General features: G+C 60.9%; 24 protein-coding genes and 1 riboswitch. Of the genes, 7 read left to right on the forward strand and 17 right to left on the reverse strand.

Translation table 11 applies throughout. The features are described from left to right. Positions 1 to 415: 415 nt before the first annotated feature. Together AC02Y0_RS18220 and AC02Y0_RS18225 are read left to right on the forward strand one after the other, a co-directional pair. On the forward strand, positions 416 to 1,840 hold the full coding sequence (locus AC02Y0_RS18220) for a phosphomannomutase (RefSeq protein WP_476380248.1): 1,425 nt from the start codon (positions 416 to 418) through the stop codon (positions 1,838 to 1,840). A gap of 53 nt (positions 1,841 to 1,893) precedes the next feature. Then, on the forward strand, positions 1,894 to 2,646 hold the full coding sequence (locus AC02Y0_RS18225) for an SDR family NAD(P)-dependent oxidoreductase (RefSeq protein ID WP_476380250.1): 753 nt from the start codon (positions 1,894 to 1,896) through the stop codon (positions 2,644 to 2,646). Between the two features lie 33 nt (positions 2,647 to 2,679). Here the strand turns inward: AC02Y0_RS18225 and AC02Y0_RS18230 are convergent, their stop codons facing one another. Genes AC02Y0_RS18230 through AC02Y0_RS18240 form a run of 3 tightly spaced genes read right to left on the reverse strand, consistent with a single transcriptional unit; the run spans position 2,680 to position 6,043 of the window. Further along, a complete protein-coding gene (locus AC02Y0_RS18230; protein ID WP_476380252.1) occupies positions 2,680 to 3,897 on the reverse strand; it encodes a class I SAM-dependent methyltransferase in 1,218 nt (405 codons plus the stop codon). Next, positions 3,894 to 4,688 (reverse strand): DUF1365 domain-containing protein, encoded by a 795-nt coding sequence (locus tag AC02Y0_RS18235; RefSeq protein WP_476380253.1) that lies wholly within the window; start codon positions 4,686 to 4,688, stop codon positions 3,894 to 3,896. The genes AC02Y0_RS18230 and AC02Y0_RS18235 overlap by 4 nt, the downstream gene beginning before the upstream one ends. Beyond that, a complete protein-coding gene (locus tag AC02Y0_RS18240; protein WP_476380255.1) occupies positions 4,685 to 6,043 on the reverse strand; it encodes an NAD(P)/FAD-dependent oxidoreductase in 1,359 nt (452 codons plus the stop codon). The genes AC02Y0_RS18235 and AC02Y0_RS18240 overlap by 4 nt, the downstream gene beginning before the upstream one ends. Positions 6,044 to 6,284: 241 nt before the next feature. On the opposite strand from AC02Y0_RS18240, the gene AC02Y0_RS18245 reads away from it, so the two are divergent. From AC02Y0_RS18245 to AC02Y0_RS18265, 5 genes are read left to right on the forward strand one after another with little or no spacing between them, the layout of a single operon-like run. Further along, the gene (locus AC02Y0_RS18245; RefSeq protein ID WP_102020527.1) at positions 6,285 to 6,854 is read left to right on the forward strand and encodes a sigma-70 family RNA polymerase sigma factor; all 570 of its coding nucleotides are present in this window, start codon (positions 6,285 to 6,287) and stop codon (positions 6,852 to 6,854) included. Beyond that, positions 6,851 to 7,525 (forward strand): ChrR family anti-sigma-E factor, encoded by a 675-nt coding sequence (locus AC02Y0_RS18250; protein WP_476380257.1) that lies wholly within the window; start codon positions 6,851 to 6,853, stop codon positions 7,523 to 7,525. Before AC02Y0_RS18245 ends, AC02Y0_RS18250 begins: the two co-directional genes overlap by 4 nt. A gap of 39 nt (positions 7,526 to 7,564) precedes the next feature. Further along, a complete protein-coding gene (locus tag AC02Y0_RS18255) occupies positions 7,565 to 7,966 on the forward strand; it encodes a DUF2177 family protein (RefSeq protein ID WP_476380259.1) in 402 nt (133 codons plus the stop codon). Between the two features lie 39 nt (positions 7,967 to 8,005). Then, positions 8,006 to 9,019 carry a ligase-associated DNA damage response exonuclease gene (locus AC02Y0_RS18260; protein ID WP_476380261.1) on the forward strand — a complete coding sequence of 338 codons (1,014 nt, stop codon included), beginning with the start codon at positions 8,006 to 8,008 and terminating at the stop codon, positions 9,017 to 9,019. Position 9,020: 1 nt separating this feature from the next. Then, the gene (locus AC02Y0_RS18265; protein WP_476380263.1) at positions 9,021 to 10,634 is read left to right on the forward strand and encodes a cisplatin damage response ATP-dependent DNA ligase; all 1,614 of its coding nucleotides are present in this window, start codon (positions 9,021 to 9,023) and stop codon (positions 10,632 to 10,634) included. 21 nt (positions 10,635 to 10,655) lie between these two features. Here the strand turns inward: AC02Y0_RS18265 and glpK are convergent, their stop codons facing one another. From glpK to AC02Y0_RS18335, 14 genes are all read right to left on the reverse strand, one after another. Beyond that, on the reverse strand, positions 10,656 to 12,149 hold the full coding sequence (gene glpK / locus AC02Y0_RS18270; protein WP_476380264.1) for a glycerol kinase GlpK: 1,494 nt from the start codon (positions 12,147 to 12,149) through the stop codon (positions 10,656 to 10,658). Between the two features lie 81 nt (positions 12,150 to 12,230). After that, positions 12,231 to 13,952, reverse strand: coding sequence for an ABC transporter substrate-binding protein (locus AC02Y0_RS18275; protein WP_476380266.1), 1,722 nt, complete (start codon positions 13,950 to 13,952; stop codon positions 12,231 to 12,233). Between the two features lie 83 nt (positions 13,953 to 14,035). After that, the gene (locus tag AC02Y0_RS18280; RefSeq protein ID WP_102020520.1) at positions 14,036 to 14,317 is read right to left on the reverse strand and encodes a DUF2160 domain-containing protein; all 282 of its coding nucleotides are present in this window, start codon (positions 14,315 to 14,317) and stop codon (positions 14,036 to 14,038) included. A gap of 10 nt (positions 14,318 to 14,327) precedes the next feature. After that, the gene (locus AC02Y0_RS18285; protein WP_102020519.1) at positions 14,328 to 15,146 is read right to left on the reverse strand and encodes a carbohydrate ABC transporter permease; all 819 of its coding nucleotides are present in this window, start codon (positions 15,144 to 15,146) and stop codon (positions 14,328 to 14,330) included. Positions 15,147 to 15,157: 11 nt separating this feature from the next. Continuing rightward, complete coding sequence (locus AC02Y0_RS18290) at positions 15,158 to 16,024, reverse strand: carbohydrate ABC transporter permease (protein WP_102020518.1); 867 nt, start codon at positions 16,022 to 16,024, stop codon at positions 15,158 to 15,160. A gap of 3 nt (positions 16,025 to 16,027) precedes the next feature. Then, positions 16,028 to 17,098, reverse strand: a complete 1,071-nt coding sequence (locus AC02Y0_RS18295) for an ABC transporter ATP-binding protein (protein ID WP_476380267.1) — start codon at positions 17,096 to 17,098, stop codon at positions 16,028 to 16,030. Between the two features lie 11 nt (positions 17,099 to 17,109). Further along, positions 17,110 to 18,189, reverse strand: a complete 1,080-nt coding sequence (locus tag AC02Y0_RS18300; protein ID WP_476380269.1) for an ABC transporter ATP-binding protein — start codon at positions 18,187 to 18,189, stop codon at positions 17,110 to 17,112. A gap of 51 nt (positions 18,190 to 18,240) precedes the next feature. After that, entirely contained in the window at positions 18,241 to 19,752 is a 1,512-nt protein-coding gene (gene glpD / locus AC02Y0_RS18305; protein ID WP_476380271.1) for a glycerol-3-phosphate dehydrogenase, read from the reverse strand. Positions 19,753 to 19,843: 91 nt separating this feature from the next. Then, positions 19,844 to 20,632 carry a DeoR/GlpR family DNA-binding transcription regulator gene (locus tag AC02Y0_RS18310; protein WP_476380273.1) on the reverse strand — a complete coding sequence of 263 codons (789 nt, stop codon included), beginning with the start codon at positions 20,630 to 20,632 and terminating at the stop codon, positions 19,844 to 19,846. A gap of 72 nt (positions 20,633 to 20,704) precedes the next feature. Continuing rightward, the gene (locus tag AC02Y0_RS18315) at positions 20,705 to 21,700 is read right to left on the reverse strand and encodes a FecCD family ABC transporter permease (protein WP_476380275.1); all 996 of its coding nucleotides are present in this window, start codon (positions 21,698 to 21,700) and stop codon (positions 20,705 to 20,707) included. A gap of 69 nt (positions 21,701 to 21,769) precedes the next feature. After that, positions 21,770 to 22,726, reverse strand: a complete 957-nt coding sequence (locus AC02Y0_RS18320) for an ABC transporter substrate-binding protein (protein WP_476380276.1) — start codon at positions 22,724 to 22,726, stop codon at positions 21,770 to 21,772. A gap of 21 nt (positions 22,727 to 22,747) precedes the next feature. Continuing rightward, positions 22,748 to 23,542 carry an ABC transporter ATP-binding protein gene (locus AC02Y0_RS18325; RefSeq protein WP_102020511.1) on the reverse strand — a complete coding sequence of 265 codons (795 nt, stop codon included), beginning with the start codon at positions 23,540 to 23,542 and terminating at the stop codon, positions 22,748 to 22,750. A gap of 202 nt (positions 23,543 to 23,744) precedes the next feature. Further along, a riboswitch (cobalamin riboswitch) is annotated at positions 23,745 to 23,977 on the reverse strand. Between the two features lie 105 nt (positions 23,978 to 24,082). Then, the gene (locus AC02Y0_RS18330) at positions 24,083 to 25,441 is read right to left on the reverse strand and encodes an NAD(P)/FAD-dependent oxidoreductase (protein ID WP_476380278.1); all 1,359 of its coding nucleotides are present in this window, start codon (positions 25,439 to 25,441) and stop codon (positions 24,083 to 24,085) included. A 222-nt stretch (positions 25,442 to 25,663) separates the two neighbouring features. Continuing rightward, positions 25,664 to 26,215 (reverse strand): DUF4142 domain-containing protein, encoded by a 552-nt coding sequence (locus tag AC02Y0_RS18335; protein ID WP_476380280.1) that lies wholly within the window; start codon positions 26,213 to 26,215, stop codon positions 25,664 to 25,666. Positions 26,216 to 26,245 lie beyond the last annotated feature (30 nt).

Raw genomic sequence — 26,245 nt, forward strand, 5'->3', positions numbered from 1 at the left:
ATTTGTGATCAAACGCGTGTTCGAATTCGGCGAATCGAAAGAGACGAAAGGCATTCGCGCGCCATTTGTCGAAGTCGAAACCCGTCCCTGCCCAAAGCTATGCAATAAACGCACTGCTGCGTTGCAACAACCGCGATTGGCAAATCAGAGCGATGTGCATATAACAAAACCATCGAAGCGGCGCACTCCTCCTCCCAGTGCCGCTCGGTAGGATCGGCAATACTCCTCCTCCTCCCAATTGCCGATCAAGTTTAAGAGCCTGGCGCATCCTCCTCCCGCGCCAGGCTCTTTTCATTTCTGGCTCCCCCATTCCGATATCATCCTCCATGCCGGTCGCACCGCAGAGTGTTCTGCTTGCTGCAGAGGCGTGCGGACCCATATAAGGCCTTCAGGCGAAACCGCTGAGGAGGCATACATGTCGGTAAAGTTCGGGACGAGTGGATTGAGAGGACTGTCGACGGAGCTCGTCGGTTCTGTTTCGGCGCTCTACGCCACCGCCTTTGCGCGGCAGATGCTGGACAGCGGCGCTCTGCAGGCGGGATCGCCCGTGGTTATCGGCCGTGACTTTCGACCATCGAGCCCCGAAATCGCCGGCACAATCATGGCGGCTGTGAAGCGCCTTGGACTTGAACCCATCGACTGCGGCACAATCCCGACACCGGCACTCGCTCTCTACGGGGCCTCGATCGGGGCTGCAGGGATCATGGTGACGGGTTCCCATATTCCCGCCGACCGGAATGGCATCAAGTTTTACCGACCTGACGGCGAAATCAACAAGACCGACGAAGAGGCGATCACTCGGCTCGCCAACGAGCTCAAGGATAGTGCCGAGGCCAACATGGTCGATGCCGGCGTCGGAGCGAACCACGAAGCCGACGCGACGAAACTGTTCGTCGATCGCAATCTCGGCGTCCTTGCGGCAGGCTCGCTCGACGGAAAACGGATCGGGATCTACCAGCACAGCTCGGTTGCCCGGGACATGCTGGTCACCGTCTTCGAGCATTTCGGTGCCACCGTCTTTCCGCTCGGACGCTCCGAGCAGTTCATCCCCGTCGATACCGAGGCCGTTTCTCCCGACACCGTGACACAGCTTGCCCGATGGACGGACGAACTGGCGCTCGATGCGGTTCTTTCGACAGACGGGGACGGCGACAGGCCGCTGGTCGCGGACGAGCATGGCATGCCGCTTCGCGGCGACCTGCTTGGGCTGGTCACCGCACGTTTTCTTGGGGCAGCCGTCGTCGCGACACCTGTGACCTCGAATTCCGGCCTTGAACAGGATGGTGGCTTCAGCGTTCGGCGAACCCGGGTTGGGTCCCCCTATGTGATCGCCGCCATGGAAGAGGCGCTCGCGAGCGGCGAACGCGGCGTCATCGGTTTCGAGGCGAATGGCGGCCTGATGCTGGGATCGGACTTTGCGATCGGAGAAACGCTGCTCAAGGCCCTGCCGACCCGCGACAGTTTCCTGCCGGCGCTAGCCGTGCTTGGCACGGCCGCACAACGGGGCCTGTCGCTCTCGGCACTGGTCGATGACTTCAGTCTCCCCGTGGCGCTCAGCGACCGCCTGGAAAACTATGCGAGCGAGCGCAGCGCCTCTTTGATGGTGCATCTGCGCGGCTCCCGGCAGCAGTTGGAAACACTCGTCTCGCCGATCGGCACCGTCGAGACGGTGAGTGACATCGACGGGCTGCGGGTGACGTTGACCGATGGTCGCGTCATCCATTTCCGTCCGTCCGGCAATGCTCCGGAAATGCGGTGCTATGTCGAGGCGGCCGACGCGGACAGTGCTGCGGCCCTGCTCAAGCAGGGTCTTTCGCTGCTTGCAAGCTGGTCGATCTGAACCGAGCCGCCTGACGGGGCGTATTGGTTGATGACAGAAAACATGAGGACGTCATGACCAAGATTGCCTGGATTACCGGCTCAAGCACCGGCATCGGCCGCGCGCTGGCGGAACGACTGATACGCGACGGATACCGCGTGGCCGTCAGTGCACGCAGCGCCGATGCGCTCGCTTCGCTGGCCGCGAGCCACACGGGCAAGGTCGGCGTCTATCCGCTCGATGTGACCGATCCTGTCGCAGTAAAGCAGGTCTTCGCCTCGATCGAGAACGAGATGGGCCCGGTCGATCTCGCGGTCTTTGCGGCCGGCTCCTATACGCGCGACTATGCCGAGGATTTTGACAGCGCCCGCACGCGGCAGATGTTCGAGCTCAACGTGCTCGGCACGGCGTCATGCCTGGAAACGGTGATGCCGGCGATGATTACCCGCCGAAGCGGTCATATTGCGGTGGTGGCGTCTGTTTCGGGTTATGTGGGACTGCCGGGCGCGGCGACATACGGCGCGACGAAGGCCGCACTCAATGTGATGTGCGAAGCGCTTTATCCGGAGCTTGAGCGCCACGGCGTCAAAATGACGATCATCAATCCGGGTTTCGTCGACACGCCGCTGACGAAGAAGAACGACTTCCCGATGCCGTTCCTAGTGTCATCGGAAGAAGCGGCCGATACGATCGCCAAGGGACTGGCGAAGGGGAAGTTTGAGATCATCTTCCCGTGGAAGATGGCTCTTGCCATCCGCTTCCTGCATGCCCTGCCCCATTCGCTGCGCTTTGCGCTGACGCGAAAAATGCTGCGCCCAAATCCCTGAACGCAGCATTCATTCGACATTCGAGTTCAAAGTTCAGGCTGGCTTGTCCAGCCTGAACTGCACGACGTCGATGCGACCGAAGCGGAAGCCGACGGCGCAATAATGCAGGTAAAGACGCCACATGCGGTAGAAGCGGCGATCGAAGCCCAAGGGCTCGATTTTCTGCCAGTTGGCGGTGAAGGCGTGGTCCCAGGCGATCAGCGTGCGATCATAGTCGCGGCCGAACCGGAAGCGGTCGCCAATCTTCAGACCGGCAGCTTCCGCATCCCGCTCGAAGACGGTGACCGAAGGCAGCATGCCACCTGGAAAGATGTAAGTCTGGATGAAATCAGCGCTGCGGCGATAATAGTCGAAGCGGCTTTCGTCGATGGTGATCGTCTGGATGAGCGCCTTGCCACCCTGAACCAAGCGTTCCTGCACGGATTTGAAATAGACCGGCCAATTCTCTTCGCCGACGGCCTCGAACATCTCGATCGAGACGATCTTGTCGAACTGGCCGCGGCAATCGCGGTAATCCTCCAGCCGGATGTCGACCCGATCGGCAAAGCCTGCCTTTTCCAGGCGGTCGCGGGCGAACTTCGCCTGTTCGTTGGACAGGGTGAGTCCGGTGACCCGACAGCCGGTCTTTCGGATCGCATGCTCGGCAAAGCCGCCCCAGCCGCATCCGATTTCCAGGACGTGGTCATCCGGCCCGATCTGCAGTTCTTCGATGATACGGGCGTATTTGGCTTCCTGGGCATCCGCAAGACTGATTGCCGGCGCGGTGTAGAGCGCCGAGGAATAGGTCATGGTCTGGTCGAGCCAGAGACCATAGAAGGCATTCCCGAGATCGTAATGATAGGCGATATTTCGCCGGCTACCCTTTTTCGAGTTGCGGCGCAGCTTGTGACGCAGGCGGGCCAACGCCTTGAAGAGGGATGAAGATGCCAGGACTGCACCGAGCTGCGCTTCGTTTGACAGAGCGAGTTCCAGGACGGCGCCGATATCGGGCGAATCGAGGTCGCCATCCATGAAGGACTGTGCGAAGCCGAGCGTTCCGCCAGTCAGGAGGCGCAGGACCGGGCTTGCATTGCGCACGCACAAGACGGCATTCGGCCCCGGCTTTGCGCCGATCGCCACATGCTCTCCGTATCCTTCGAATTGAAGTGTGAGGCGCCCGACGGCTATGCGATCGGCCCAGCGGCACATCATGCGCTGCCAGAATGTGAGAGAGCTAACCACAGGGTGCATTTCCTGCTCAGCGTGACTCATGACTTATTCATCCCATTCTGCACGACGATCGTAGACGCTATTCTGGCTGGTGCCGGCTCATGTCGATAGATGGGAACCCCCTTCCACCAAAGCCTCAGTGCCTCCCAATGAATGCCACCCATCACTTTGAGGGTCATCAAAGGGTACTTCAGCAACATGTGCAACAAGCCTCTGTCCGACAAAGGACGGCGCCGGCCGGAAAAAGTTGCAAACAAAAGTGGCCCATCGGGATCGCTCTCGCCGATATTGATCGCGACATCGTCATCCGGCGGGCTGATGCGGAAATTGTATTCGCAGTTCATCGGCATGAAGGGCGAGACATACATCTCCTTGGCGCAGCTATGGCGCAGGATACCGTTCGCTTCTGCTTCCACCGGGATCACATAGGTGTGGCGCTCGTTGAAGGTGTTGCACACTTCGTAGAGGACTGCGGCAAGACCGCCTTCGGCGCGGTAGCAGAAGAAGACGGTAATCGGATTGAAAACGTAACCGAAAATCCGGGGATAGCAGAGCATGCGGATCTTCCAGCCGGCGTCTTCCAGCCCTGCCTCTGAAAGTCGTTCCTCAAGCCAGGGGCGCAGTTCTCCGGTGCGGCCATTGCCATGATCGACATCATGCACGGAATACAGCGCTGCGCGGTTGTAGCCGAAGAGGCGCAAGCCGTCGTTCAGCTGATCGATTTCGTCGAGGTCGATCAAAAGCGAGAAGACGCTGTAGCGAAGGCTGTGCTTCTTGGGCCGGCTGCGGACATGCAGCACATGCCCGGCATAAATGGCGGACTGAAACGTCATTCCGCAGCCTCAAGCTGACGACCGATGACGATGCGGCCGGATTCGTTTTCAACCGACCAGGGACGGCGAACGCCGCCCAGCGCCTCAGCGACAGCAAGACCCGCCTGCAGGCCATCCTCGTGGAAGCCGCTTCCGAAATAGGCGCCGCAGAACCATGTGTTGCGGCGACCCTGCAGCTGCCAGATCCGGCGCTGGGCGCGGATGGCGGCGACATCGAACAGCGGATGTTCATAGTTGAATGTCCGGATGACCTTGGACGGGTCGATCGGGCGGCATGGGTTGAGCGTCACGAAGAGCGGGGTCGCCGGATCGAGCGACTGCAGCATGTTCATCCAATAGGTGACGCAGAGGGTTTCGCTCGCGTCCGCCTGCTTGCCAGCCACGTAGTTCCAGCTCGACCAGACAGACTTGCGCTTTGGCATCAAGTGCTCGTCCGAATGGAGGACGGCGAGATTGGGCGTGTACTGGAAGGACTCCAGGATCTCACGCTCCTCTGTGTCGGCATCTTCGAGCAGGTCGATGCTCTGATTGGCATGGGTGGCGAGCACGACATCATCGTAGGCTTCGACGCCGCCATGCACATCCGTCACTTCCGCGCCGGTAATGCCGCGACGAACGCCCGTCACGGCCGTGCCGAGCCGCACCTCGCCGGTGAAATCGGCAAGGATCCGCGCGACGTATTCGCGGCTTCCGCCCTTCACGGTGCGCCAGCGCGGCCGATCCTTGAGGACTAGCAAACCATGGTTTGCGAAGAAGCGGATGAAGGCGTGGAGCGGATAAAGCCGCATCTCCGAAGCCGTTGTGGACCAGATGGCAGCGCCCATCGGCAGCAAGTGATCCTCAATGAAGGATGGCGCATAGTCGGCCGAGGCCAGATAGTCGCCAAGCGATACGCCTTCGAGCTCACGGCGATCGAGAAGGCCCGGCGCCTCCTTGTAGAAGCGGAGGATGTCTTTGACCATGCGCCAGAAGCGCGGGCGCAGGATGTTCGACTTCTGCCCGAGGAGACCGGAAAGCCCCGAACCCGAATACTCGAAGGCTCCGTCACCGAGCGACGCTGCAAAGGACATGTTTGATGGCAGGGTCGGGACGTCGAGATGCTCGAACAGCTTTACGAGATTGGGATAGTTGCGGTCATTGTAGACAATGAAGCCGGTGTCGACGGGAATGTCTTTGGCTACGCCCGGCGCCAGGACCGTGTTGGAATGGCCACCCGGCCGGCTCTCCGTTTCATAGAGCACAACGTCGGCGCTTTTCGACAGCAACCAGGCGCAGGAGAGACCTGAAATGCCCGATCCGATGACCGCGATCCTGCGTTTACCGCCGAATGCGGCCTTCGTCGTACCAGTGTCCATTACCCGCCCTTTACAAACTCTTTTATCCAATGGATTCGCCAATGATTACGCAAGGTAAATCTCAATGGATTGATTGGCGCGAATAAATTCGCATCCGGTGATCCGTCCGCGAAACGGCGGCGTAAAGCGCTTCATGATGAACGCGATACACATCTCGGCAGATGCGTGCCACAATGACCCCGGGCGAACCGCACGGCAACAGGTCGTTGCGTCGCTCAAACGAGGGAAAAAAAGCGTTTCGATGACCGAGTCGGTGGAAGAACTGGACCAGCGTAACTTCTCGCAGCTTTTGGCCGCCGTTGGCCGCGATAGAGACATCGAAGCATTCGAGACGATCTTCAAATATTACGGTCCAAAGGTGCGTGCCTACATGGCGAAGCTTGCCCGCGATGGGCAGGCGGCCGAAGAACTGATGCAGGAGACGATGCTCGCCGTCTGGAACAAGGCCGAGCAGTTCGACCCGACAAGGGGAAATGTTTCCAGCTGGATCTTCACCATCGCTCGAAATCAACGCATCGACGCCTTCCGTCGCGAAAAACGTCCGACCTTCGACCCGTCTGATCCTGCCTTCGTGCCCGATGACGTGCCGCCGGCCGATGTCGAATTCGAAGGCAGGCAGGAGGCAGATCGCCTGCGCCGCGCCATGGAAACCCTACCACCCGAACAGCTCGAACTCCTCAAAATGTCATTCTACAGAGAAGCATCCCACAGCATGATCGCAGCCGAACTCGGACTGCCGATGGGAACCGTTAAATCCCGCATTCGCCTCGCCTTTGCGAAGCTGCGCGCAGCCTTGGAGGAGCGAGCATGACGCTCCACGTTCAACATCATCTGAGCGACGAACTGCTGCTCGATTACGCGACCGGAAATCTGGCCGAAGGCTGGAGCATTGCGGTTGCGACGCATCTGGCGCTCTGCCCGGCCTGCCGCGATCGGCTTTCCTTCATGGAACACACCGGCGGTCAGCTTCTCGAAGCGACCGAGGTGATGCCTGAGGAAACGTCGTCCGCAGACAGCTGGGCATCGATGAAAGCCAAGCTTGGAAAGAAGGGTGGCGCGACGTCCTCCGCAAAGCCCGTTGCCACGCCGGCGGACATTCCGGTCCTTCCCGAGCCGCTGCGTTCTTATCTGGGCGGCGATGTGGAGGCCCTGAAATGGAAGGCTCTCGGTCGCGGCGCCTATCATATACCGATCAAAACCGGTGATTCGGAAAGTCAGGTTCGCCTGCTGAAGATCCCGGCGGGTAAGCCCGTGCCAGAACATTCGCATGGCGGGCGGGAACTGACGCTTGTGCTCAAGGGTGCCTTCACCGATGGTGCAACCGTGTTCAAGCGCGGTGACATCGAGGAAGCCGATGAGACGTTGACGCACCAGCCGGTGGCGACACCGGACGAGGATTGCATCTGTCTCGCTGTGACCGACGCGCCGCTGAAGTTCAAGAGCCTTCTGGTCCGTCTGGTCCAGCCGGTTCTTGGTATCTGATTGAAGGCCGGGCAGGCGCCCGGCCGAGAGGGAAGACAAATGCCTTATGTGATCGCCTACGCCGCCACGGCCGTTGTCTTCTTCGCTCTCGACTATCTCTGGCTGACGCGCATTGCGATCGGATTTTACCGTGAGCATATCGGCAGCCTGCTTTTGGCAACGCCCAACTTTGCAGCCGCCGGTATCTTCTACCTCTTCTACGTGATCGGGCTCGTCTACTTCGCCGTGATGCCGGCCGTCTCGGCGGGCAGCGTGCTGACGGCCATCTTCAATGGCGCCCTGCTTGGTCTGCTTGCCTATGGCACCTACGACATGACCAACCTCGCCACCTTGAAGGGCTGGTCGCTGCAGGTCAGCCTTGTCGACATGGCCTGGGGTGCTTTTCTTTCGGCGACCGCCTCGGCGGCCGGCTACTACGCCGTTTCGCGCTTTACACAGTGAGCGCTGGAAGGGCGTCTTCGGGCGCCCTATGTTCTCGGTATGATCAAGCCGGACCTTCTTCTCCATCCGACACCCGGTGGGCTTTATTGCCCGCTGGGTGATTTTTTTGTCGATCCGGTTCGCCCTGTCGACCGGGCGTTGATCACGCACGGACATTCCGACCACGCTCGCTCGGGCCATACACACGTTCTCGCCACCCGACAGACCCTCGACATCATGGCGATCCGCTACGGTGAGGATTTCTGTGTTACGTCACAGAGCGCTGCCTTCGGGGAAACCATTTCGATCAATGGTGTTGCGATCCGCTTTCATCCGGCAGGGCATGTGCTTGGCTCGGCACAGATCGAAATCGAAGCGCAGGGCACACGGATCGTGGTCTCCGGCGACTACAAGCGCGGGGCGGATCCTACCTGCGCGAGCTTCGAGCCGGTTCCCTGCGATGTCTTCATCACCGAGGCCACCTTCGGACTGCCGGTCTTCCACCATCCGGAGCCACGGCTGGAAATCCAGAAGCTGCTGACCTCCCTGCAGCAGTTTCCAGAGCGCAGCCATCTGATCGGGGCTTATGCGCTGGGCAAGGCACAGCGGGTGATCTCGCTCATCCGGCGCGGCGGGTACGAGAAGCCGATTTATATTCATGGCTCGATGGCGCGGCTCTGCGACTATTATACCGAGCAAGGCGTCGAACTGGGGGATCTCAGACCAGCGACCACCGAGGACAAGAAGTCTGGCAACTTCAAAGGCGCTGTTGTCATCGGCCCGCCCTCTGCCTTCAACGACCGCTGGGCGCGGCGCTTCGAGGATCCCCTCGCCATTTTTGCGTCCGGCTGGATGATGGTGCGCCAGAGAGCCAAGCAGCGCGGCGTGGAACTGCCGCTTGTCATCTCCGATCACTGCGACTGGCCGGAACTTCTGGACACGATCCGCGAGGTCGGCCCCCAGGAGGTCTGGGTCACTCATGGCCGCGAGGAAGCACTGGTGCGCTGGTGCGAACTCTCCGGGATCAAAGCACGGCCGCTGCACCTTGTCGGCTATGAAGACGAGGGAGACTGAGATGAAGGCCTTTGCCCGCCTCCTTGATCGCCTCGTGCTCACGCCCAGCCGCAACGGCAAGCTGACGCTGCTCGTCGACTATTTCCGCAACACGCCGGATCCCGACCGTGGCTATGCGCTGGCCGCGCTGACCGATGGGCTCGACATCAAGGGTGTGAAGCCGGCGCTGCTGAAGGAATTGGTGCTGGAACGGATGGACCCGATCCTGTTCCAGTATTCCTACGATTATGTGGGAGACCTTGCCGCGACCATCTCGCTCGTCTGGGAGCCGCAGGCGCTGGAAGCCGAGGACGAGCAGGATCTCGAAAGCCTGTCAAAGATCGTCGAGCGGCTGCAGCGGCTTGGGCGAAACGAGACGCGCTCCGTCATGCGCGACCTCTTTGACAGGCTCGACACATCCGAGCGGTTCGCGCTGATCAAGCTCGTGACCGGAGGACTTCGGATTGGCGTCTCGGCGCGCCTCACCAAGCAGGCGCTGGCGCTCTATGGCGACAAGGATGTCGTTGACATCGAGAGCCTCTGGCACGGGCTGAAGCCTCCTTATACCGAGCTGTTCGAATGGCTCGAGAACCGGGTCGAGAAACCTGTCTTGTCGACGCCAGCGATCTTCCATTCGGTGATGCTCTCGACACCGATCGAAGACAGGGATCTGCCCAATCTCGATCCGAAGGATTTCGCCGCCGAATGGAAGTGGGATGGCATCCGTGTGCAGCTGTCCTGTTCCGGCGGCAAGAGCCGGCTCTATTCCCGCTCCGGCGACGATATCTCGGGGGCGTTTCCAGACATCATCGAGGCAGCGCAGTTCGAGGGCGTGATCGACGGCGAACTGCTCGTCGGCGGTACATCGCGGACGAATGCGCCGACGCGCACTTTTTCAGATCTCCAGCAGCGGCTCAATCGCAAGACGGTCACGGCCAAGATGCTGGAGGACTACCCGGTCTTCATTCGCGCCTATGACATCCTGTTCGATGGTGAAGTGGATGTGCGGCCCGAGACCTTCCTCACACGCCGCGAACGCTTAAGCGCCCTCATCGAGCAACAGGAGCCGCGGCGGTTCGATCTCTCGCCGCTCGTCTCCTTCTCGACTTGGGAAGAACTGGAGCAACTGCGCGCTGCCCCCCCTGATCCCGTCATCGAAGGGGTGATGCTGAAGCGGTTGGACAGCAGCTACCAGGCCGGGCGCGCCAAGGGCCCGTGGTTCAAGTGGAAACGCGACCCGATGAATGCCGATGCCGTGCTGATGTATGCCCAGCGCGGGCACGGCAAACGCTCCAGCTACTATTCGGATTTCACCTTCGGCGTCTGGACGGCGATCCCCGGCGGAGGCGATGTGCTGGTGCCGGTGGGCAAGGCTTACTTCGGCTTCACCGATGAGGAGCTGGAAGTGCTCGACCGTTTCGTCCGCAACAATACGGTAGAGCGCTTCGGCCCGGTTCGCAGCCTGAGGGCGGAACCCGAGCATGGCTTTGTCGTCGAGGTGGCCTTCGAGGGGCTAGCGCGGTCGACGCGGCACAAATCTGGGATCGCGATGCGGTTTCCCCGCATCGCACGGCTCAGGCAGGACAAGCTGCCGAAGGATGCCGATCGCCTGGAGACGCTGGTCGCGATGCTCTGACGGCCAGCGTGTGTCCAGGGGTTAGCGCGTGGTCAGGCAGCGGGAGACGCTGTCCTGCCAGCCGGCGATGGCTGCTTCCCGTTCGGTTACATCCATGCCCGGCTCGAAGCGGCGATCGCGCTTCCAGGTCGCGGCAAATCCCTTCTGGTCGGGCCAGAGGCCGGCACGGGAGCCGGCAAGCCAAGCCGCACCGAGGACCGTGGTTTCGAGAACCACGGGACGATCGACGGGGGCAGCGAGGATGTCGGCCAGCCGCTGCATCGTCCAATCGGACGCGACCATGCCGCCATCGACGCGGAGCACTGTCTTCGACGCGCTGCCATTCCAGTCCTTCTTCATGGCCTCCAGCAGGTCATGGGTCTGGTAGGCGACGCTTTCGAGTACGGCGCGGGCAAATTCTGCCGGACCCGTTCCACGCGTCAGGCCGAAGATCGCGCCACGCGCATCGGCATCCCAATGGGGTGCGCCAAGGCCGGTGAAGGCCGGCACGAGATAGACGCGCTGATGCGGATCGGCCTTGCTGGCGAGCGCATCCGTTTCCGAAGCGACCTTGACGAAGCCCATCTGGTCGCGGAGCCACTGGACGGCGGCACCGGCGATGAAGATCGAGCCTTCGAGGGCGTAGGTTGTTTCGCCATTCATGCGATAGGCGATGGTGGTGAGCAGGCGGTTCGACGAGGCGACGCGATCGCGGCCGGTGTTGAGAAGCGCAAAGCAGCCCGTGCCGTAGGTTGACTTCATCATGCCCGGCTCGAAGCAGGCATTGCCGATGACGGCGGCCTGCTGGTCGCCTGCGACGCCTAGGATCGGGATTGCGGCACCGAGCACGGCAACATCCGTGATGCCGAAATCGTCGGCACAATCCTTGACCTCCGGCAGCATGGCGCGCGGGATCTCGAAGATGGACAGAAGCTCATCGTCGAAGCTGTTGGCGCTGATGTCGTAGATCAGGGTGCGCGAGGCATTGGTCGCGTCGGTCGCGTGGACCTTGCCGCCGGTCAGCTTGTAGATGAGCCAGCTATCGACCGTCCCGAAGCAGATCTTGCCGTTTTCCGCGCGGGCCTTCAGGCCGTCGACATTCTTTAGGAGCCAGGACAGCTTGGTGCCGGAGAAATAGGGATCGAGCAGCAGACCGGTCTTGTTCGTGAAGAGCGGCTCCAGGCCCTTATGCTTGAGCTCGTCGCAGAACCGGGCCGTGCGGCGGTCCTGCCAGACAATGGCATGGTGAACCGGCTGGCCGGTCTCGCGGTCCCAGACGACAACGGTTTCGCGCTGGTTGGTGATGCCGATCGCGGTCACATCGGTGATATCGATCTTGGCCGCGGCGACCGCCTTTTCGATGGTCGCAAGCACAGTCTGCCAGATCTCGTCCGCATCATGCTCAACCCAACCGGAATCCGGGAAATGCTGGGTGAACTCCTGCTGGGCGACGCCGACGATATGCATCTCGTGATCGAAGATCATCGAGCGGGTCGAGGTCGTTCCTTGGTCGATGGCCAGAATGTAACCGCTCATCAGGCGCAAACTCCTTAATTGAAGAAGCCGGGGCGTAGATTTCGCCCCGGCGGTTGTCAATGGATCAGAATACTGACCGGATCACTTCTGCCAGCTCTTGACCAGTTCGTCGTAGTTGACGGTGATCGGCTGTTCCTTCTCGTTCTCGATCTTCAGCTGCGGAGCGAGATTGCCCTTGGCAACGGCATCGGCGTTCCACTCTTCGAGGGTCTTTTCCTCGGCAAGCTTCGGACCGATATCACCCTGGACGCCAGCGCGTTCGAGACGCTCAAGGACCTTTTCCTGCTCAGCGCAGAGCGAGTCCATGGCTTCCTGCGCAGTCTTTGCACCGGAAGAAGCGTCACCGATTGCCTGCCACCAGAGCTGAGCCAGCTTCGGATAGTCAGGAACGTTGGTGCCGGTCGGCGACCACTGCAGGCGAGCCGGCGAGCGGTAGAATTCGACCAGACCGCCGAGCTTCGGAGCGCGATCGGTGAAGGACTGGTGATCGAGGGTCGACTGACGGATGAAGGTCAGGCCGACATGGCTCTTCTTCACGTCAACAGTCTTCGAGGTGACGAACTGTGCGTAGAGCCAGGCGGCCTTCGCACGGTCTTCCGGGGTGGACTTCATCAGCGTCCAGGAACCTGCGTCCTGATAGCCGAGCTTCATGCCGTCCTTCCAGTAGACGCCATGCGGGCTCGGAGCAAAACGCCACTTCGGCGTACCGTCGGCGTTGACGACCGGCAGGCCTTCCTTGACGAAGTCGGCGGTGAAGGCGGTGTAGGTGAACATCTGCTGGGCGACTTCACCCTGCGACGGCACCGGACCGGATTCGGAGAAGGTCATGCCCTGAGCAGCCGGAGGGGCGTACTTCGTCATCCATTCGAGATACTTCTCGATGGCGTAGACCGAGGCAGGGCCGTTGGTGTCACCGCCGCGGGCGACGCAAGAGCCGACTGGACGGGAGTTTTCGTCGACCTTGATGCCCCATTCGTCAACCGGGTTGCCGTTCGGGATGCCCTTGTCGCCGTTGCCGGCCATGGAGAGCCAGGCGTCGGTGAAGCGCCAGCCGAGCGACGGGTCCTTCTTGCCGTAGTCCATGTGGCCGAAGACCTTCTTGCCGTCGATTTCGCGACCGGTGAAGAATTCAGCGATGTCCTCGTAAGCCGACCAGTTGACCGGAACGCCGAGATCGTAGCCGTACTTCGCCTTGAAGTCGGTCTTGTTCTTCTCGTCGTTGAACCAGTCGTAGCGGAAGAAGTAGAGGTTGGCGAACTGCTGGGTCGGCAGCTGGTAGAGCTTGCCATCCGGAGCGGTCGTGAACGACTTGCCGATGAAGTCGTCGATGTCGAGGGTCGGGCTGGTGACGTCCTTGCCTTCGTTCGCCATCCAGTCGGTCAGGTTGCGGACCTGCTGGTAGCGCCAGTGGGTGCCGATCAGGTCAGAGTCGTTGATGTAGGCGTCGTAGATGTTCTCGCCCGACTGCATCTGCGTCTGCAGCTTTTCAACGACGTCACCTTCACCGATCAGGTCATGGGTGATCTTGATGCCGGTGATGGCGGTAAAGGCCGGAGCGAGGACCTTCGATTCATATTCATGCGTGGTGATGGTTTCGGAGACGACCTTGATCTCCATGCCGGAGAAGGGCTTCGCAGCGTCGATGAACCACTGCATTTCGGCTTCCTGCGTGGCACGGTCGAGTGCCGACATGTCGCCGACCTCGGCGTCCAGGAACTTCTTCGCCGCTTCCATGTCGGCGAATGCGACACCCGTCATTGCCAGAAGCATGGCGGCCGTCGTCGTCAAAAGGTGCTTTCGCATAGTTTCCTCCCTAAGGTTGCGAATGCGTTCAGTTTGCAGTCCCGAGGATGGCGACCTCCCGCCGCCATCCATCTTGTCTTGCCCTAGACGAAGCGGAAGACGCCGATGGCGTAGACCACGGACAGGGCGAGAGCCCACCACAGGTTCGGTCCAACGAGACCGAGCCAAGCGAGATTGATGAAAGCCGATCCAAGCAGCGACACGAAAAGGCGGTCACCACGGGTCGTCTCGAAGCGCAGAATGCCGGTTCGCGGATTGCCGCCCGGGGACAGATATTCCCAGACTGCCATCGACAGGATCAGGCTGAAGATCACGACGAAGAATATGGCCGTCGGCGTCGTCCAGGCCATCCATGTAAAGTCCATTTGAACCTCCTCAGACGCGGCCCAGGGCAAAGCCCTTGGCGATGTAGTTGCGGACGAAATAGATCACGAGCGCTCCGGGTATGATCGTCAGCACGCCGGCTGCGGCCAGCACGCCCCAATCCATGCCGGAAGCAGACACCGTACGCGTCATGATGGCGGCGATCGGCTTGGCATCCGTTGTGGTCAGAGTGCGGGCAATCAGAAGCTCGACCCAGGAGAACATGAAGCAGAAGAAGGCGGCGACACCGATGCCGGATGCGATCAGCGGCATGAAGATCTTCACGAAGAACTTCGGGAAGGAATAGCCGTCGATATAGGCGGTCTCGTCGATCTCCTTCGGCACGCCCGACATGAAGCCTTCGAGGATCCAGACAGCCAGCGGCACATTGAACAGGCAGTGTGCGATGGCGACTGCGATATGCGTGTCGATCAGGCCGAAGGCAGAGTACAGCTGGAAGAAGGGGAGTGCGAAGACGGCAGGCGGCGCCATACGGTTGGTCAGCAGCCAGAAGAACAGATGCTTGTCACCCAGGAAGCGATACCGCGAGAAGGCATAGGCTGCCGGCAGGGCGACGGCGACTGCGATCACGGTGTTCATGCACACATAGATGATCGAGTTGATGTAGCCCTTGTACCACGAGGGATCGGTGAAGATCACCGCGTAGTTGGCGAGTGTCGGATTGACGGGCCAGAGCGAGAAGGCGCCCGTGATCTCTGCATTCGTCTTGAAGCTCATGTTGACGAGCCAATAGATCGGCAGGAGCAGAAAGATGATGTAGATCGTCGGGACCAGAAAGCCGAGGCCGGTGCGGTTGTCAGTGCTTTTCATCGGTATCTCCCTCAGCCCTTCGCGTCACTGTTGGTCATGACGGTGTAGAAAACCCAGGACAGCGCGAGGATGATCAGGAAGTAGATGATCGACATCGCAGCCGCCGGACCAAGGTCGAACTGGCCAACCGCCATCTTGACGAGGTCGATAGACAGGAAGGTGGTCGAATTGCCCGGGCCGCCGCCTGTCAGGACGAAGGGCTCGGTGTAGATCATGAAGCTGTCCATGAAGCGCAGCAGCACGGCGATCAGAAGCACGCGCTTCATCTTCGGCAGCTGAATGAAGCGGAACACGGACCAGCGCGAGGCGCCGTCGATCTTGGCTGCCTGGTAATAGGCATCTGGGATCGAGACGAGACCGGCATAGCAGAGCAGCACGACAAGGCTCGTCCAGTGCCAGACATCCATGACGATGATGGTGACCCAGGCGTGGATCGGGTTCTGCGTGTAATTGTAGTCGAAGCCAATGGCGTTCAGCGAATAGCCGAGAAGACCGATGTCGACGCGGCCGAAGACCTGCCAGATGGTGCCGACGACATTCCACGGAATGAGAAGCGGCAGCGCCATTAGTACGAGGCAGACCGGAACGCCCAAACCCGTTTTCGGCATGTTGAGCGCGATGAAGATGCCAAGCGGCACCTGGATCGCCAGAATGATCATCGAGAAGATCAGGTTGCGTCCGAGCGCATCCCAGAATCGGTCAGACGAGAGGATATCGGTGAACCAGTCGGTGCCGGCCCAGAAGAACTGATTGTTGCCGAAAGTGTCCTGGACGGAATAGTTCACCACGGTCATCAGCGGAATGACGGCCGAGAAGGCCACCAGCACCAGGACCGGAATGACCATGAACCAGGCTTTGTTGTTCCAAGTCTTTTCCATGGTTCAGCCCTCCATTCCAACGCGCCAGGAATCGGCGAAGATGCCGACGCCCTCGGGGACGAATGTTACCTTTGGATCTGCGGGGATATCCGCATCCTCGGGGATGACGATCGACAGCGGATTGCCGGCAAACTGAGCCCGCACGATCTTCTGACGGCCGATATCCTCGACCTTGGCGACGGTCACAGGCATGCCTTCGCGTCCGAGACGCAGGAATTCGGGGCGGATCCCGAGTTCGATCTTGCTCTGGCCGGACAGTTTCGGCGTTCCCGGCAGGTTCACCGTCTGGTCGCCAACGATCGCGGTTGCGCCATTCACCTTGACCGGCATGACATTCATGCCCGGCGAGCCGATGAAATAGCCGACAAAGGTGTGGCTCGGGCGCTCGAAAAGTTCGGCCGGCGTCCCGATCTGGACGATCTGGCCGTCATACATGACGACGACCTTGTCGGCGAAGGTGAGCGCTTCGGTCTGGTCATGGGTGACATAGACCATGGTAAAGCCGGACTGGCGGTGCAGGCGCTTCAGCTGCGAGCGCAGCACCCACTTCATATGCGGATCGATAACGGTCAGCGGCTCGTCGAAGAGGATCGCGTTGACATCCGAGCGTACAAGGCCGCGACCGAGCGAGATCTTCTGCTTCTGGTCCGCCGTCAGGCCTTGCGCCTGCTTGCGGGCCATGGGCTGCAGGTCGATCATGTCGAGGATCTCGTTGACCCGCTTGTTGACCTGATCTTCCGGCACATGCCGATTGCGCAAGGGGAAGGCCAGGTTGTCGTAGACGCTCATGGTGTCATAGACGACCGGGAACTGGAAGACCTGGGCGATGTTGCGGGCAGCCGTCGGCAGGTTGGTAACGTCAACGCCGTCGAATTCGATCCGGCCATCCGAGGGATGGATCAGGCCCGAGATGATGTTGAGCAGCGTAGTCTTGCCGCAGCCCGAGGGACCGAGCAACGCATAGGCGCCGCCATCATCCCATTCGTGATGGACTTCCTTCAGGGCGTAATCGCCGGCTGCGCGGGCGGCTGGGGTGTAGGCGTGGCGGATATGGTCGAGGTTGATGCGTGCCATGACGTTCCTCCTCACGCAGCCAGTTCGGCGGGGGCGCCGAGCGCCCTGCCGTCGGCGTCGAACGCCATCAGGTGACGGGTGTCGATGAAGACGTCGATCTCGCGGTCGGGATCGATGTCGTGTATGCCATGCGCCAGGCAAACCCAGCGGGCAGTTCCATATTCGACGTGGATGAAACTCTCGGAGCCGGCGATTTCCGACACGAGGGTGCGCGAACGCATGGCCATGGCGCCAGGCAGGGCAGCGAGCGACAGGTGGTGCGGGTGGAAGGCCACGGTCACCGGACCGTCTGCAATGGATGAGAGATGAGCCGGCATGCCGAGAACCGGCTGGCCATTCAGCTCGAAGCTTGCGCCTTTTTTGACGAGCGCGATGGTGTTGAGCGGCGGATCGGCGAAGGTCCGGGCTGTCAGAAGATCCGACGGACGACGATATACATTGATCGTCTCGCCGAACTGGGTGATGCGGCCTTCGGAGAGCGTCGCCGTGTTGCCACCCAGCAGCAGAGCCTCGGACGGCTCGGTCGTCGCGTAGACGAAGATGGCGCCGGATTCGGCAAAGATCTTCGGCAGTTCCTCGCGCAGTTCCTCGCGAAGCTTGTAGTCGAGGTTGGCGAGCGGTTCGTCGAGGAGCACGAGGGTCGCGTTCTTGACGATGGCGCGGGCCAAGGCCGTGCGCTGCTGCTGTCCGCCGGAGAGGCTGAGCGGGGTGCGATCAAGATACGGCGTCAGTCGGAGCAGATCAGCGGCCTTGCGGACTTCACGGTCGATCGTCGCCGCATCCTTGCCGCCCACGCGCATCGGCGAGGCGATGTTTTCGTAGACGGTCAGGGCCGGGTAGTTGATGAACTGCTGGTAGACCATCGCGACATTGCGCTTCTGGACCGGCATGCCCGTGACATCCTTGCCGTCGAAATGAACGGTTCCGGAAGTCGGCTTGTCGAGGCCTGCCATCAGGCGCATCAGGGATGTCTTGCCCGAAAGTGTGGGCCCGAGCAGGACATTGAGCGTACCCCGCTGCAATGTCAGATCGGTCGGGTGAATGTGATATTCACCTCCCGCCATTTTCGAGACTTTACGCAGTTCCAACATATGTCCTCGGGCCTCCTCCAAACCGTCGGTCTTCTTCAGTGGGATGGGCGATCAGGCCGCCGCCAACATCCCCAGATAGGCATCCAGCCCCTTCGCCTCCTCTGGCGTCAGGAACAGACCCTGTTTCGTTCGGCGCCACAGCACATCTTCGGCTGTGACCGCCCATTCCATGTCCACCAGCCAGCGGACTTCCGCTTCATAGAGCGTGCCGCCAAAGTGGCGTCCGAGATCGGCGACCGATCGGGCTTTGCCCAGGATCGACTTTGAATCCGTTCCGTAGCAGCGGATCAGGCGCTCGGCATGTCCCCGCTCCAGGAAGGGATAGGCCTTCAAGAGATCCGCAACCGTCGGCTCAAAAGCTGTTGCAGCGAAATCACCACCCGGCAGACGACTGCCTGCCGTCCAGGCCGGTCCTTTTTCGCCGATCGATTCACCGATCTTTTCCAGCGCATGTTCGGCCAGACGGCGATAGGTGGTCAGCTTGCCGCCGAAGACGTTGAGCAAGGGGGCGTCGCCGCTGTTGCCTTCGATCTTCAGCACGTAGTCGCGCGTCGCTTCCTGGGCCTTCGAGGCTCCGTCATCGAAGAGAGGACGGACGGCCGAATAGCTCCAGACGATATCGTCAGGGCGCACCGGTTCCTGGAAATATTCGCTGGCCGCATCGCAGAGGTAGTTCACCTCTTCGGGGCTGATGCGCACATCCTTCGGATCTTCGGTGTAGTCGCGGTCTGTCGTGCCGATCAGGGTGAACTCGCCCTCATAGGGGATGGCGAAGATGATGCGATTGTCGGGGTTCTGGAAGAAGTAGGCACGCGGATCGGTGAACTTCTTACGGACGATGATATGGCTGCCTTGGACCAAGCGCACATTGTGTACGTTGTTGCGGCCGAAAGCACCAGCCAGCACTTGGTCTACCCAGGGACCGGCGGCATTCACCAGCATGCGCGCCTTGTGGGTGACCACGGAGCCATCACGCTGCGACTTCGTGGTGACGACCCAGTGTCCATCTTCACGGTGAGCGGACACGACGCGAGCGCGGCTCAGGATGTTTGCGCCGCGGATCTGCGCATCACGAGCGTTGAGCACGACCATACGGGCGTCATCGACCCAGCCGTCGGAATACTCAAAAGCCTTCGAGAAGACCGGCTTCAACGGCTTGCCGGCAGGATCGCGGCGCAGGTCGAGCGTCTTGGTTGCGGGCAGAAGCTTGCGACCACCCAGATTGTCGTAAAGGAAGAGGCCAAGGCGGATGAGCCAGGCCGGGCGAATGCCGCCCTTCTGGAAGGGCAGGACGAAACGCAGCGGCCAGATGACATGCGGCGCCATGGCCCAGAGGACCTCGCGCTCCATCAGAGCTTCGCGCACCAGGCGGAATTCGTAATGCTCGAGGTAGCGCAAGCCACCATGAATGAGTTTGGTGGCGCCGGAGGATGTGCCGGAGGCGAAGTCGTTCATTTCAGCCAGGGCGACAGAATATCCACGGCCGGCCGCGTCACGCGCGATCCCGCATCCATTGATCCCGCCGCCGATCACAAACAGATCGTAGATTGGCTGCCCCGACATCATCCCTCCACATGTTCGCACCTGCAGCATTTGCTGCTATTGCGAAAGCATGAATATAATTTTCGAAATTTAAACGAATGTCAAACGAAACTTATTCCGCAGGTCGTTGGCCATTCGTCGGAGCGGTTTCGATGATGCGGACGTCCTGCTCCGCGCAAATCGTCCGGATGCTGTCTGAAGGACAATGATCGGTGATAAACGTCTGAACCTGCGAGATATGGCCGATCCGGACAGGCGCCGTGCGCTCGAATTTCGACGCGTCGGACACCAGAATGACGTGGCGCGCATTCGCAATGATCGCCTGCGCGACTTTCACTTCGCGGAAATCGAAATCGAGCAGTGCACCATCTTCATCGATTGCCGAAACTCCGATGACGGCGAAATCCACCTTGAACTGACGGATGAAATCCACGGCCGCCTCACCGACGATGCCGCCATCCGATCCGCGGACCACGCCGCCGGCGATCACCACCTCAATTGAAGGGAAAATTCGCAAGTGATTGGCAACATTGATGTTATTGGTAATGACCATCAATTCCTTATGGTCGACCAATGCGTCACCGACCGCTTCCGTCGTGGTGCCGATGTTGATGAAGAGCGAGGAATTGTCGGGAATCAGGTCGGCCGCGGCGCGGCCGATCGCCTGTTTCTCGGTTGCAGCCATGGAACGGCGCGCTTCGTATTTGACGTTTTCATTTCCGCTCGGGAAAACAGCGCCACCATGAATGCGGTTGAGGGCACGCGCGTCGCAGAGGTCGTTGAGATCCTTGCGAATCGTCTGCGGCGTGACTGCGAAACGCGCCGCGAGTTCGTCCACGAGAACGCGACCCTGCTCCTTCGCCAGAGCCATGATCTCCGCCTGCCTCGCCGAAAACATCATGTCGGCCCCTCCCCTTTTCGTTTTTCTTCAGTCTAGGCAAAAACGAAACATGAGCAATAGCCGAGACTGAAACTATCTCCGGCGCAGGAGGAGTATGAAAGCCAGGCCTCCGGCGAGACCGGTGATCACGCCGATCGGCACATCCTCCGGTGCCATGATCGTGCGCGAAACAATGTCGGCGAGGATCAGGATCACGGCACCAGCCAGCGCGGAGAGCGGGATGACGCGGATGTTGTCACTGCCCGCGGTGAGACGGACGAAATGCGGAACGAGCAGACCGACGAAGCCGATTGCGCCGGAGAAGGCGACCATGACACCGGTCAAGAGAGCGGTGGCGACGAAGAGTTCGGCCCGGAAGCGGGCAACGGGAACACCAAGGGTCGCTGCCGTTTCGTCACCCATGGCCATCGCATTGATTTCGCGGGCGCGGACGACCAGGAAGACCAGGCAGGCGGCCAGCACGATCACGGGATAGATGAGATGCGACCACTGGGCGAGGCCAAGGCCGCCCAGCATCCAGAAGACCACCGTATGGGCGGCCCGGGGATCGCCCAGGAAGATGGCGAGATTGCCAAGCGACGTCGCGACGAAAGCGATTGCCACGCCCGTCAGCACCAGGCGGTCGGCTCCGGCACCGGTGAAGCGCGTCACGGCGACCACGGCGAGCGTTGCCAGCAGCGAGCCGACAAAGGCGAAGAGCGGCACGGTGACCAGGCCGAAAATCAGGCCGGTGTGCAGTAGAGCAATGATCGCTCCAAGCGCCCCGCCTGAGGACACGCCGAGAAGATGGGGGTCGGCGAGCGGATTGCGGGTCACAGCCTGCAAGACGGCACCGACTGTCGCCAGACCGGCGCCGACAAGACCGGCGAGTATGGCGCGGGGAAAGCGCACGTCCCAGACAATGCTCTCGCGGCCCGCAGACCATGTCGGCTCGAAGGTGCCGGGCACCAGCTTGTTTACCAGGATCGACCAGACCGTTTCAGCGGGGATGGCGGCGGACCCCAGTGAAACGCCTGCCGTGAGGCACAGGGCAAGCAGCACGAGCGCCAGACCTGTCCAGAGAAACATGCGACCGTGCATCATGCTGCCTTTGGTAGTGCTTGCGGGCGGGGCCGAAGATCAGCCCCGCCTCAGCGATCACATGTTGCGCGGGTGGAAGGCGTCCGCCAGGCGGTCGATGGCCTGGACGTTGCGCGGACCAGGCGTTGCCTCGACATATTCCAGCACGACGAAGCGGTCCTGCTTGACGGCGTCGAGGTTCTTGAAGGCCGGGGTCTCCTTCATGAAGGCGATCTTCTGCTCGGCGGTCACATCGCCGTAGTTGACTATGACGATCACTTCCGGATTGCGCTCGATGACGGGCTCCCAGGAAACCTCGGTCCAGCTCTTTTCCACGTCATCCATGACGTTGACGCCGCCTGCGGCCTCGATCATCGCAGTCGGAATGCCGAAGCGGCCCGAGGTGAAGGGCTTCTCGGTACCGGAATCATAGACGAAGACGCGCACGGGCTTCTCGATGCCGCCGATCCGCGTGGTGATCTCGTCGAGCTGCTTGCGATAGCCGGCGACCAGTTCTTCAGCGCGCTGCTCGACACCGAAGATCTTGCCGAGATTGAGCAAGTCCGCGAACATGTCGTCCATCGTTGGCTTGTTCTTGGCCATGATGTGAATGCAGGATTCGGTCAGTTCATAGACCTTGATGCCCAGCGGTTCGAGCGTCTCGGGCGTCACTTCGCCACCGACCTTCATGCCGTAGTTCCAGCCGGCAAAGTAGAAATCGGCATCGGCGTTCAGCAAGACTTCCTTTGTCGGATATTTCGGCGAAAGTTCCGGCAGTTCCTTTACGCCTTCGCGCAGCCCCTCATCCAGCGTCTTCCAGCCGGAGATGCCTGTGTAGCCGACCATGCGATCCTGCAGTTTCAGGGCGAGCATCATCTCGGTGAGGTTGACGTCGTTGGAGATGGCTCGGGCGGGCGCGGCATCGAAGGTGACGTCGCGACCGCAACTCTTGACCGTGACCGGATAGGCGAAGGCGGAAGAAGCCGTGAAGACCGATGCGAGCAGAGCGGCGGACAGGAGAAAACGGTTAGCCATGGTATCGGGGTCCTTTCGAAATCAGTTCAGTGCGAGTGAGAAAGAAAAACGGTGCGCGCGAAGACCTTCCGCCTGCTGGCGCGCGGCGAGCACGCCGAAGGTCCCCGACAAGGCCTGTTCGGTCAGAACCGCCTCCGGCGCCCCGAAGGCACTCATTCGGCCGCCATGCATCAGAGCGACATGGCTTGCGAATTCGGCCGCAAGATTGATGTCGTGCAACGTCGTGATGATCGTCAGATTGAGCGCGCCCAACAGATCAAGGATTTCGAGCTGGTGGCGGATGTCCAGATGGTTGGTCGGCTCATCGAGGATCAGGATCTCCGGCTTCTGGGCGAGCGCACGCGCCACAAGCACCCGCTGCTTTTCGCCGCCCGAGAGGGTCGAGAACTGGCGGTTCGCCAGACGAAGAAGATCGAGATGGTCGAGGGCGTGTTCGGCTTCGGCTCTGTCCTGATCATTCCAGCCGGAAAGCCCCTCGCGCCAGGGAACGCGGCCCATCATCACCACGTCGCGGACCGTGAAGGGGAAATCGCCAGGCATTTCCTGCAGGACGACAGCGACGCGCCGTGCAACCTGGCGGGCACTCATGGACCAGATGTCCTGGCCATCCACCTCGACGCGGCCTTCCAGGGGAGAGACGCCGCGATACAGGCAGCGGAGCAAGGTCGTCTTGCCGGCGCCATTCGGGCCGACGATCGCCAGCCGGTCGCCGGCGTCGAGCGCAAACGACACGTCACGAACGAGGAAATGGGATGATTTCGGACCCCAGCCGAGATCCGTGACGCGGATGGGGCACCCTTTGCTGCTGCAACTCATCAGCGCACCTCCGCATGGGAGCTACGGCCAGCGGTTACGCCATGGGCGAGCTTGGATCCAAGCCTGAGCGGCTCAAGATCGAGACGGAAATGCATGCCAGTCCTCCGCAGGATTTCTCCGGAGGCAAAATGGCATGTGTTCGGCGCGCCCGAGGGCGCTGTGCAAAAGCCAGTTCGTATCCATCGGAACACCCCGTCCGCTTCGGTTTCATCGCTTGACGGCAGGTCTCCTGGCTTGCGGATATACGCTTTCCATTTGCCTTCCCACGGTGACCCGCAGTGGCCCGGCGTGTGAACGCCGCGAGAATGGACAGCAATCCGCTTACAGTTGCGGGGGCAGCCACGGTCTTGGTCCCTTTTGGGTCTTCCGCACCGTGTTCCCTATTAATCCCCTTCGGAGTCATCCGTTGAGGGAACCGTCACCTGCTTGCATAAGATCTGCAGACCCCGCCGGTCAAGCCACTATTCTTTCCAGTTATGTAATACCATTACATCTATCGACCAACGTTGACCTTGTCCACCCTGAAACTGCGCCTGCACATCAGGTGGTTGTTCTATTTTCGGCAGCGGCCTCCGGCAGGACAGCAGAGACGGCCTTCTCGTCGATGACGCGCGCGCCTCTCTGGCGGGTGGAATAGCGCCAGATCCACTGAATGCTGACCAGCAGCCTCTTCTCGAAATTGACCAGCAGATAGACGTGAACAAGGGCCCAGAGCAGCCAGGCGAGGCGTCCCTTGAGCTGCCAGGATCCAAAATCGAAGATGGCGGCATTGCGCCCGATGACTGCGGTGTTGCCGCGATTGTGGAAGTGGAACGTGGGAATGGGCTTTCCGGACAGGAGGCTGGCTTTCAGCGCACGGCCGAGAAATTTCCCCTGCTGCTTGGCTACCTGGGCCAAGGCCGGCATCGGCTTGCCGTCTTCGCCGACCGCAAGCGCCGTATCGCCGAGGGCATAGATGCCGGGCTTGTCGACAACCGAAAGATCGGGCGCCACCGGCAGGCGACCGCCGGGGCCTGCCTCGATGCCCAGCCATTCGGCGGCCGGGGAGGCTTTCACGCCCGCACCCCAGACGATGCAACTCGCGGGCAGGAACGCGCCGCCAACCTGAACGCCCTCCGCGGTGATATCTTCGACAGGCGTATTGAGGCGGATATCGACACCGATCCCAGCGAGGTAATCGGAGGCGTATTGCGAGAGAGGCTCCGGGAAGGTGGATAGAATTCTCGGCCCGGCCTCGACCAGCAGGACCGCCAATTGATCGGCGTGAAGCTTGCGGAAATCCTGGGCGATCATGAAGCGGCCGAGTTCAGAGATCGCGCCCGCCATTTCGACACCTGTCGGTCCGCCGCCGATGACCACGCTGGTCAAAAGCCTGCGTTTCTCGGCCTCATCGGTGCTCCGCTCCGCCTTTTCGAAGGCGAGGAGCAGCCTGTGACGGATGTCGCGGGCTTCGTGGATGGATTTGAGACCCGGTGCATGCTGCTGCCAGTCATCATGTCCGAAGTAATTGTAGGTGGAGCCGGTGGCGAGCACTAGGCGATCGAAGGGGATCGAGCCGCCGTCCTTAAGCATGATCGCCCGAGCGTGCGCATCGACCGACACGACCTCGGCCATGACAACATGGATGTTGTCGTAGCGACCCAGTGTGCGCCGAATCGGTTCGGAGATGTCTGCAGGCGACAAGGCCGCCGTTGCGACCTGATAGAGAAGCGGCTGGAAGAGATTGTGATTGCGGCGATCGATGACCGTCACGTCGATTGCCCTATTGCCCAGAGCCTGGGCGCAGGCGAGGCCGCCGAAGCCGGCCCCGACGATCACTACATGTGGTCTCTTCGTGGGTTCCGTTCCGCTTTCCATCATCACCTCTTGGTCCTGCCCCACGACAAACAGGAGGGACACGCAAATGTTCCTCTTCGAATGACGCGATGCAATAGCCCGAAAATCATTGTTCCGACGATGGAACAAATTCTGCGGCTACCCGTTTTTCGGTTGAATTGCTTTTGTTCCCTCCCCCCAACCTCCCCCGGCCGCCCCTGAGGGCGCCTACCTGAACCCCGCCAATGGCGGGGTTCTTTTTGCTGGGTTCGGGCATCACCTGATCCCCTGAGACGCGGCGCTTTCTTACTGGCTGGTCAAAGACTGAGCACGGACCATGTGGTTGCGGACGGCGGGATAATGGGCCGTGGCATAGGTCTTCAAGCCACCGGGAGGCCCATCGGCGGCATAGGAGCCAAGCAGTTGGATCGCCTGATCATGGGCCTTCATCTGTGCGGAGAGATAGGCACTGTCGAACTGGCTCTCTTCCGCCTGCTCCAGCGCTAGCAATGTCTGCCTCTGCTCCATGGAAAGGTCTTCGGACAGGCTGACATTGTCGGACGTGGCCGAATCTTGAAGCTCCCTCTGGGCGCGACGATGGTCGTCGATCATCGTTCGGGCAAACGCCCTTACCTCGGGTGAGAGACCCCGACGGAGCGCCACCTCGGACGACAGAATTTCGAAGGCATTGGCCGTAGCAGCTTCCTTGGCGAAGCCCGCAGGGTCGAGGGCAAGGGTCGTGGCGGCCTGGCCCGGAGCGGTCGCAGGGGTGAGTTCCTGGGCAGGCGTGCTCTCCTGCGCGTAAGCTGCGGTGGAGCAAGTCAGCAAGATGATGGCGAGCGTGATTTTCGGGGTCATGGTGTCATCCTTTTTCCCCTGACCAACCGT

The sequence above is a fragment of the Allorhizobium sp. nf9_anc genome (assembly GCF_056323085.1).

Bases quoted from the DNA above. Each gene is read 5' to 3' on its own strand.
- AC02Y0_RS18290 (WP_102020518.1), bottom strand. From the start codon at position 16,024: ATGGAAAAGACTTGGAACAACAAAGCCTGGTTCATGGTCATTCCGGTC.
- AC02Y0_RS18275 (WP_476380266.1), bottom strand. From the start codon at position 13,952: ATGCGAAAGCACCTTTTGACGACGACGGCCGCCATGCTTCTGGCAATG.
- AC02Y0_RS18300 (WP_476380269.1), bottom strand. From the start codon at position 18,189: ATGTTGGAACTGCGTAAAGTCTCGAAAATGGCGGGAGGTGAATATCAC.
- AC02Y0_RS18230 (WP_476380252.1), bottom strand. From the start codon at position 3,897: ATGAGTCACGCTGAGCAGGAAATGCACCCTGTGGTTAGCTCTCTCACA.
- AC02Y0_RS18320 (WP_476380276.1), bottom strand. From the start codon at position 22,726: ATGGCTAACCGTTTTCTCCTGTCCGCCGCTCTGCTCGCATCGGTCTTC.
- AC02Y0_RS18260 (WP_476380261.1), top strand. From the start codon at position 8,006: ATGATCAAGCCGGACCTTCTTCTCCATCCGACACCCGGTGGGCTTTAT.
- AC02Y0_RS18220 (WP_476380248.1), top strand. From the start codon at position 416: ATGTCGGTAAAGTTCGGGACGAGTGGATTGAGAGGACTGTCGACGGAG.
- glpK (WP_476380264.1), bottom strand. From the start codon at position 12,149: ATGAGCGGTTACATTCTGGCCATCGACCAAGGAACGACCTCGACCCGC.
- AC02Y0_RS18245 (WP_102020527.1), top strand. From the start codon at position 6,285: ATGACCGAGTCGGTGGAAGAACTGGACCAGCGTAACTTCTCGCAGCTT.
- AC02Y0_RS18235 (WP_476380253.1), bottom strand. From the start codon at position 4,688: ATGACGTTTCAGTCCGCCATTTATGCCGGGCATGTGCTGCATGTCCGC.
- glpD (WP_476380271.1), bottom strand. From the start codon at position 19,752: ATGTCGGGGCAGCCAATCTACGATCTGTTTGTGATCGGCGGCGGGATC.
- AC02Y0_RS18310 (WP_476380273.1), bottom strand. From the start codon at position 20,632: ATGATGTTTTCGGCGAGGCAGGCGGAGATCATGGCTCTGGCGAAGGAG.
- AC02Y0_RS18315 (WP_476380275.1), bottom strand. From the start codon at position 21,700: ATGTTTCTCTGGACAGGTCTGGCGCTCGTGCTGCTTGCCCTGTGCCTC.
- AC02Y0_RS18250 (WP_476380257.1), top strand. From the start codon at position 6,851: ATGACGCTCCACGTTCAACATCATCTGAGCGACGAACTGCTGCTCGAT.
- AC02Y0_RS18285 (WP_102020519.1), bottom strand. From the start codon at position 15,146: ATGAAAAGCACTGACAACCGCACCGGCCTCGGCTTTCTGGTCCCGACG.
- AC02Y0_RS18295 (WP_476380267.1), bottom strand. From the start codon at position 17,098: ATGGCACGCATCAACCTCGACCATATCCGCCACGCCTACACCCCAGCC.
- AC02Y0_RS18335 (WP_476380280.1), bottom strand. From the start codon at position 26,215: ATGACCCCGAAAATCACGCTCGCCATCATCTTGCTGACTTGCTCCACC.
- AC02Y0_RS18280 (WP_102020520.1), bottom strand. From the start codon at position 14,317: ATGGACTTTACATGGATGGCCTGGACGACGCCGACGGCCATATTCTTC.
- AC02Y0_RS18325 (WP_102020511.1), bottom strand. From the start codon at position 23,542: ATGAGTTGCAGCAGCAAAGGGTGCCCCATCCGCGTCACGGATCTCGGC.
- AC02Y0_RS18225 (WP_476380250.1), top strand. From the start codon at position 1,894: ATGACCAAGATTGCCTGGATTACCGGCTCAAGCACCGGCATCGGCCGC.
- AC02Y0_RS18265 (WP_476380263.1), top strand. From the start codon at position 9,021: ATGAAGGCCTTTGCCCGCCTCCTTGATCGCCTCGTGCTCACGCCCAGC.
- AC02Y0_RS18240 (WP_476380255.1), bottom strand. From the start codon at position 6,043: ATGGACACTGGTACGACGAAGGCCGCATTCGGCGGTAAACGCAGGATC.
- AC02Y0_RS18255 (WP_476380259.1), top strand. From the start codon at position 7,565: ATGCCTTATGTGATCGCCTACGCCGCCACGGCCGTTGTCTTCTTCGCT.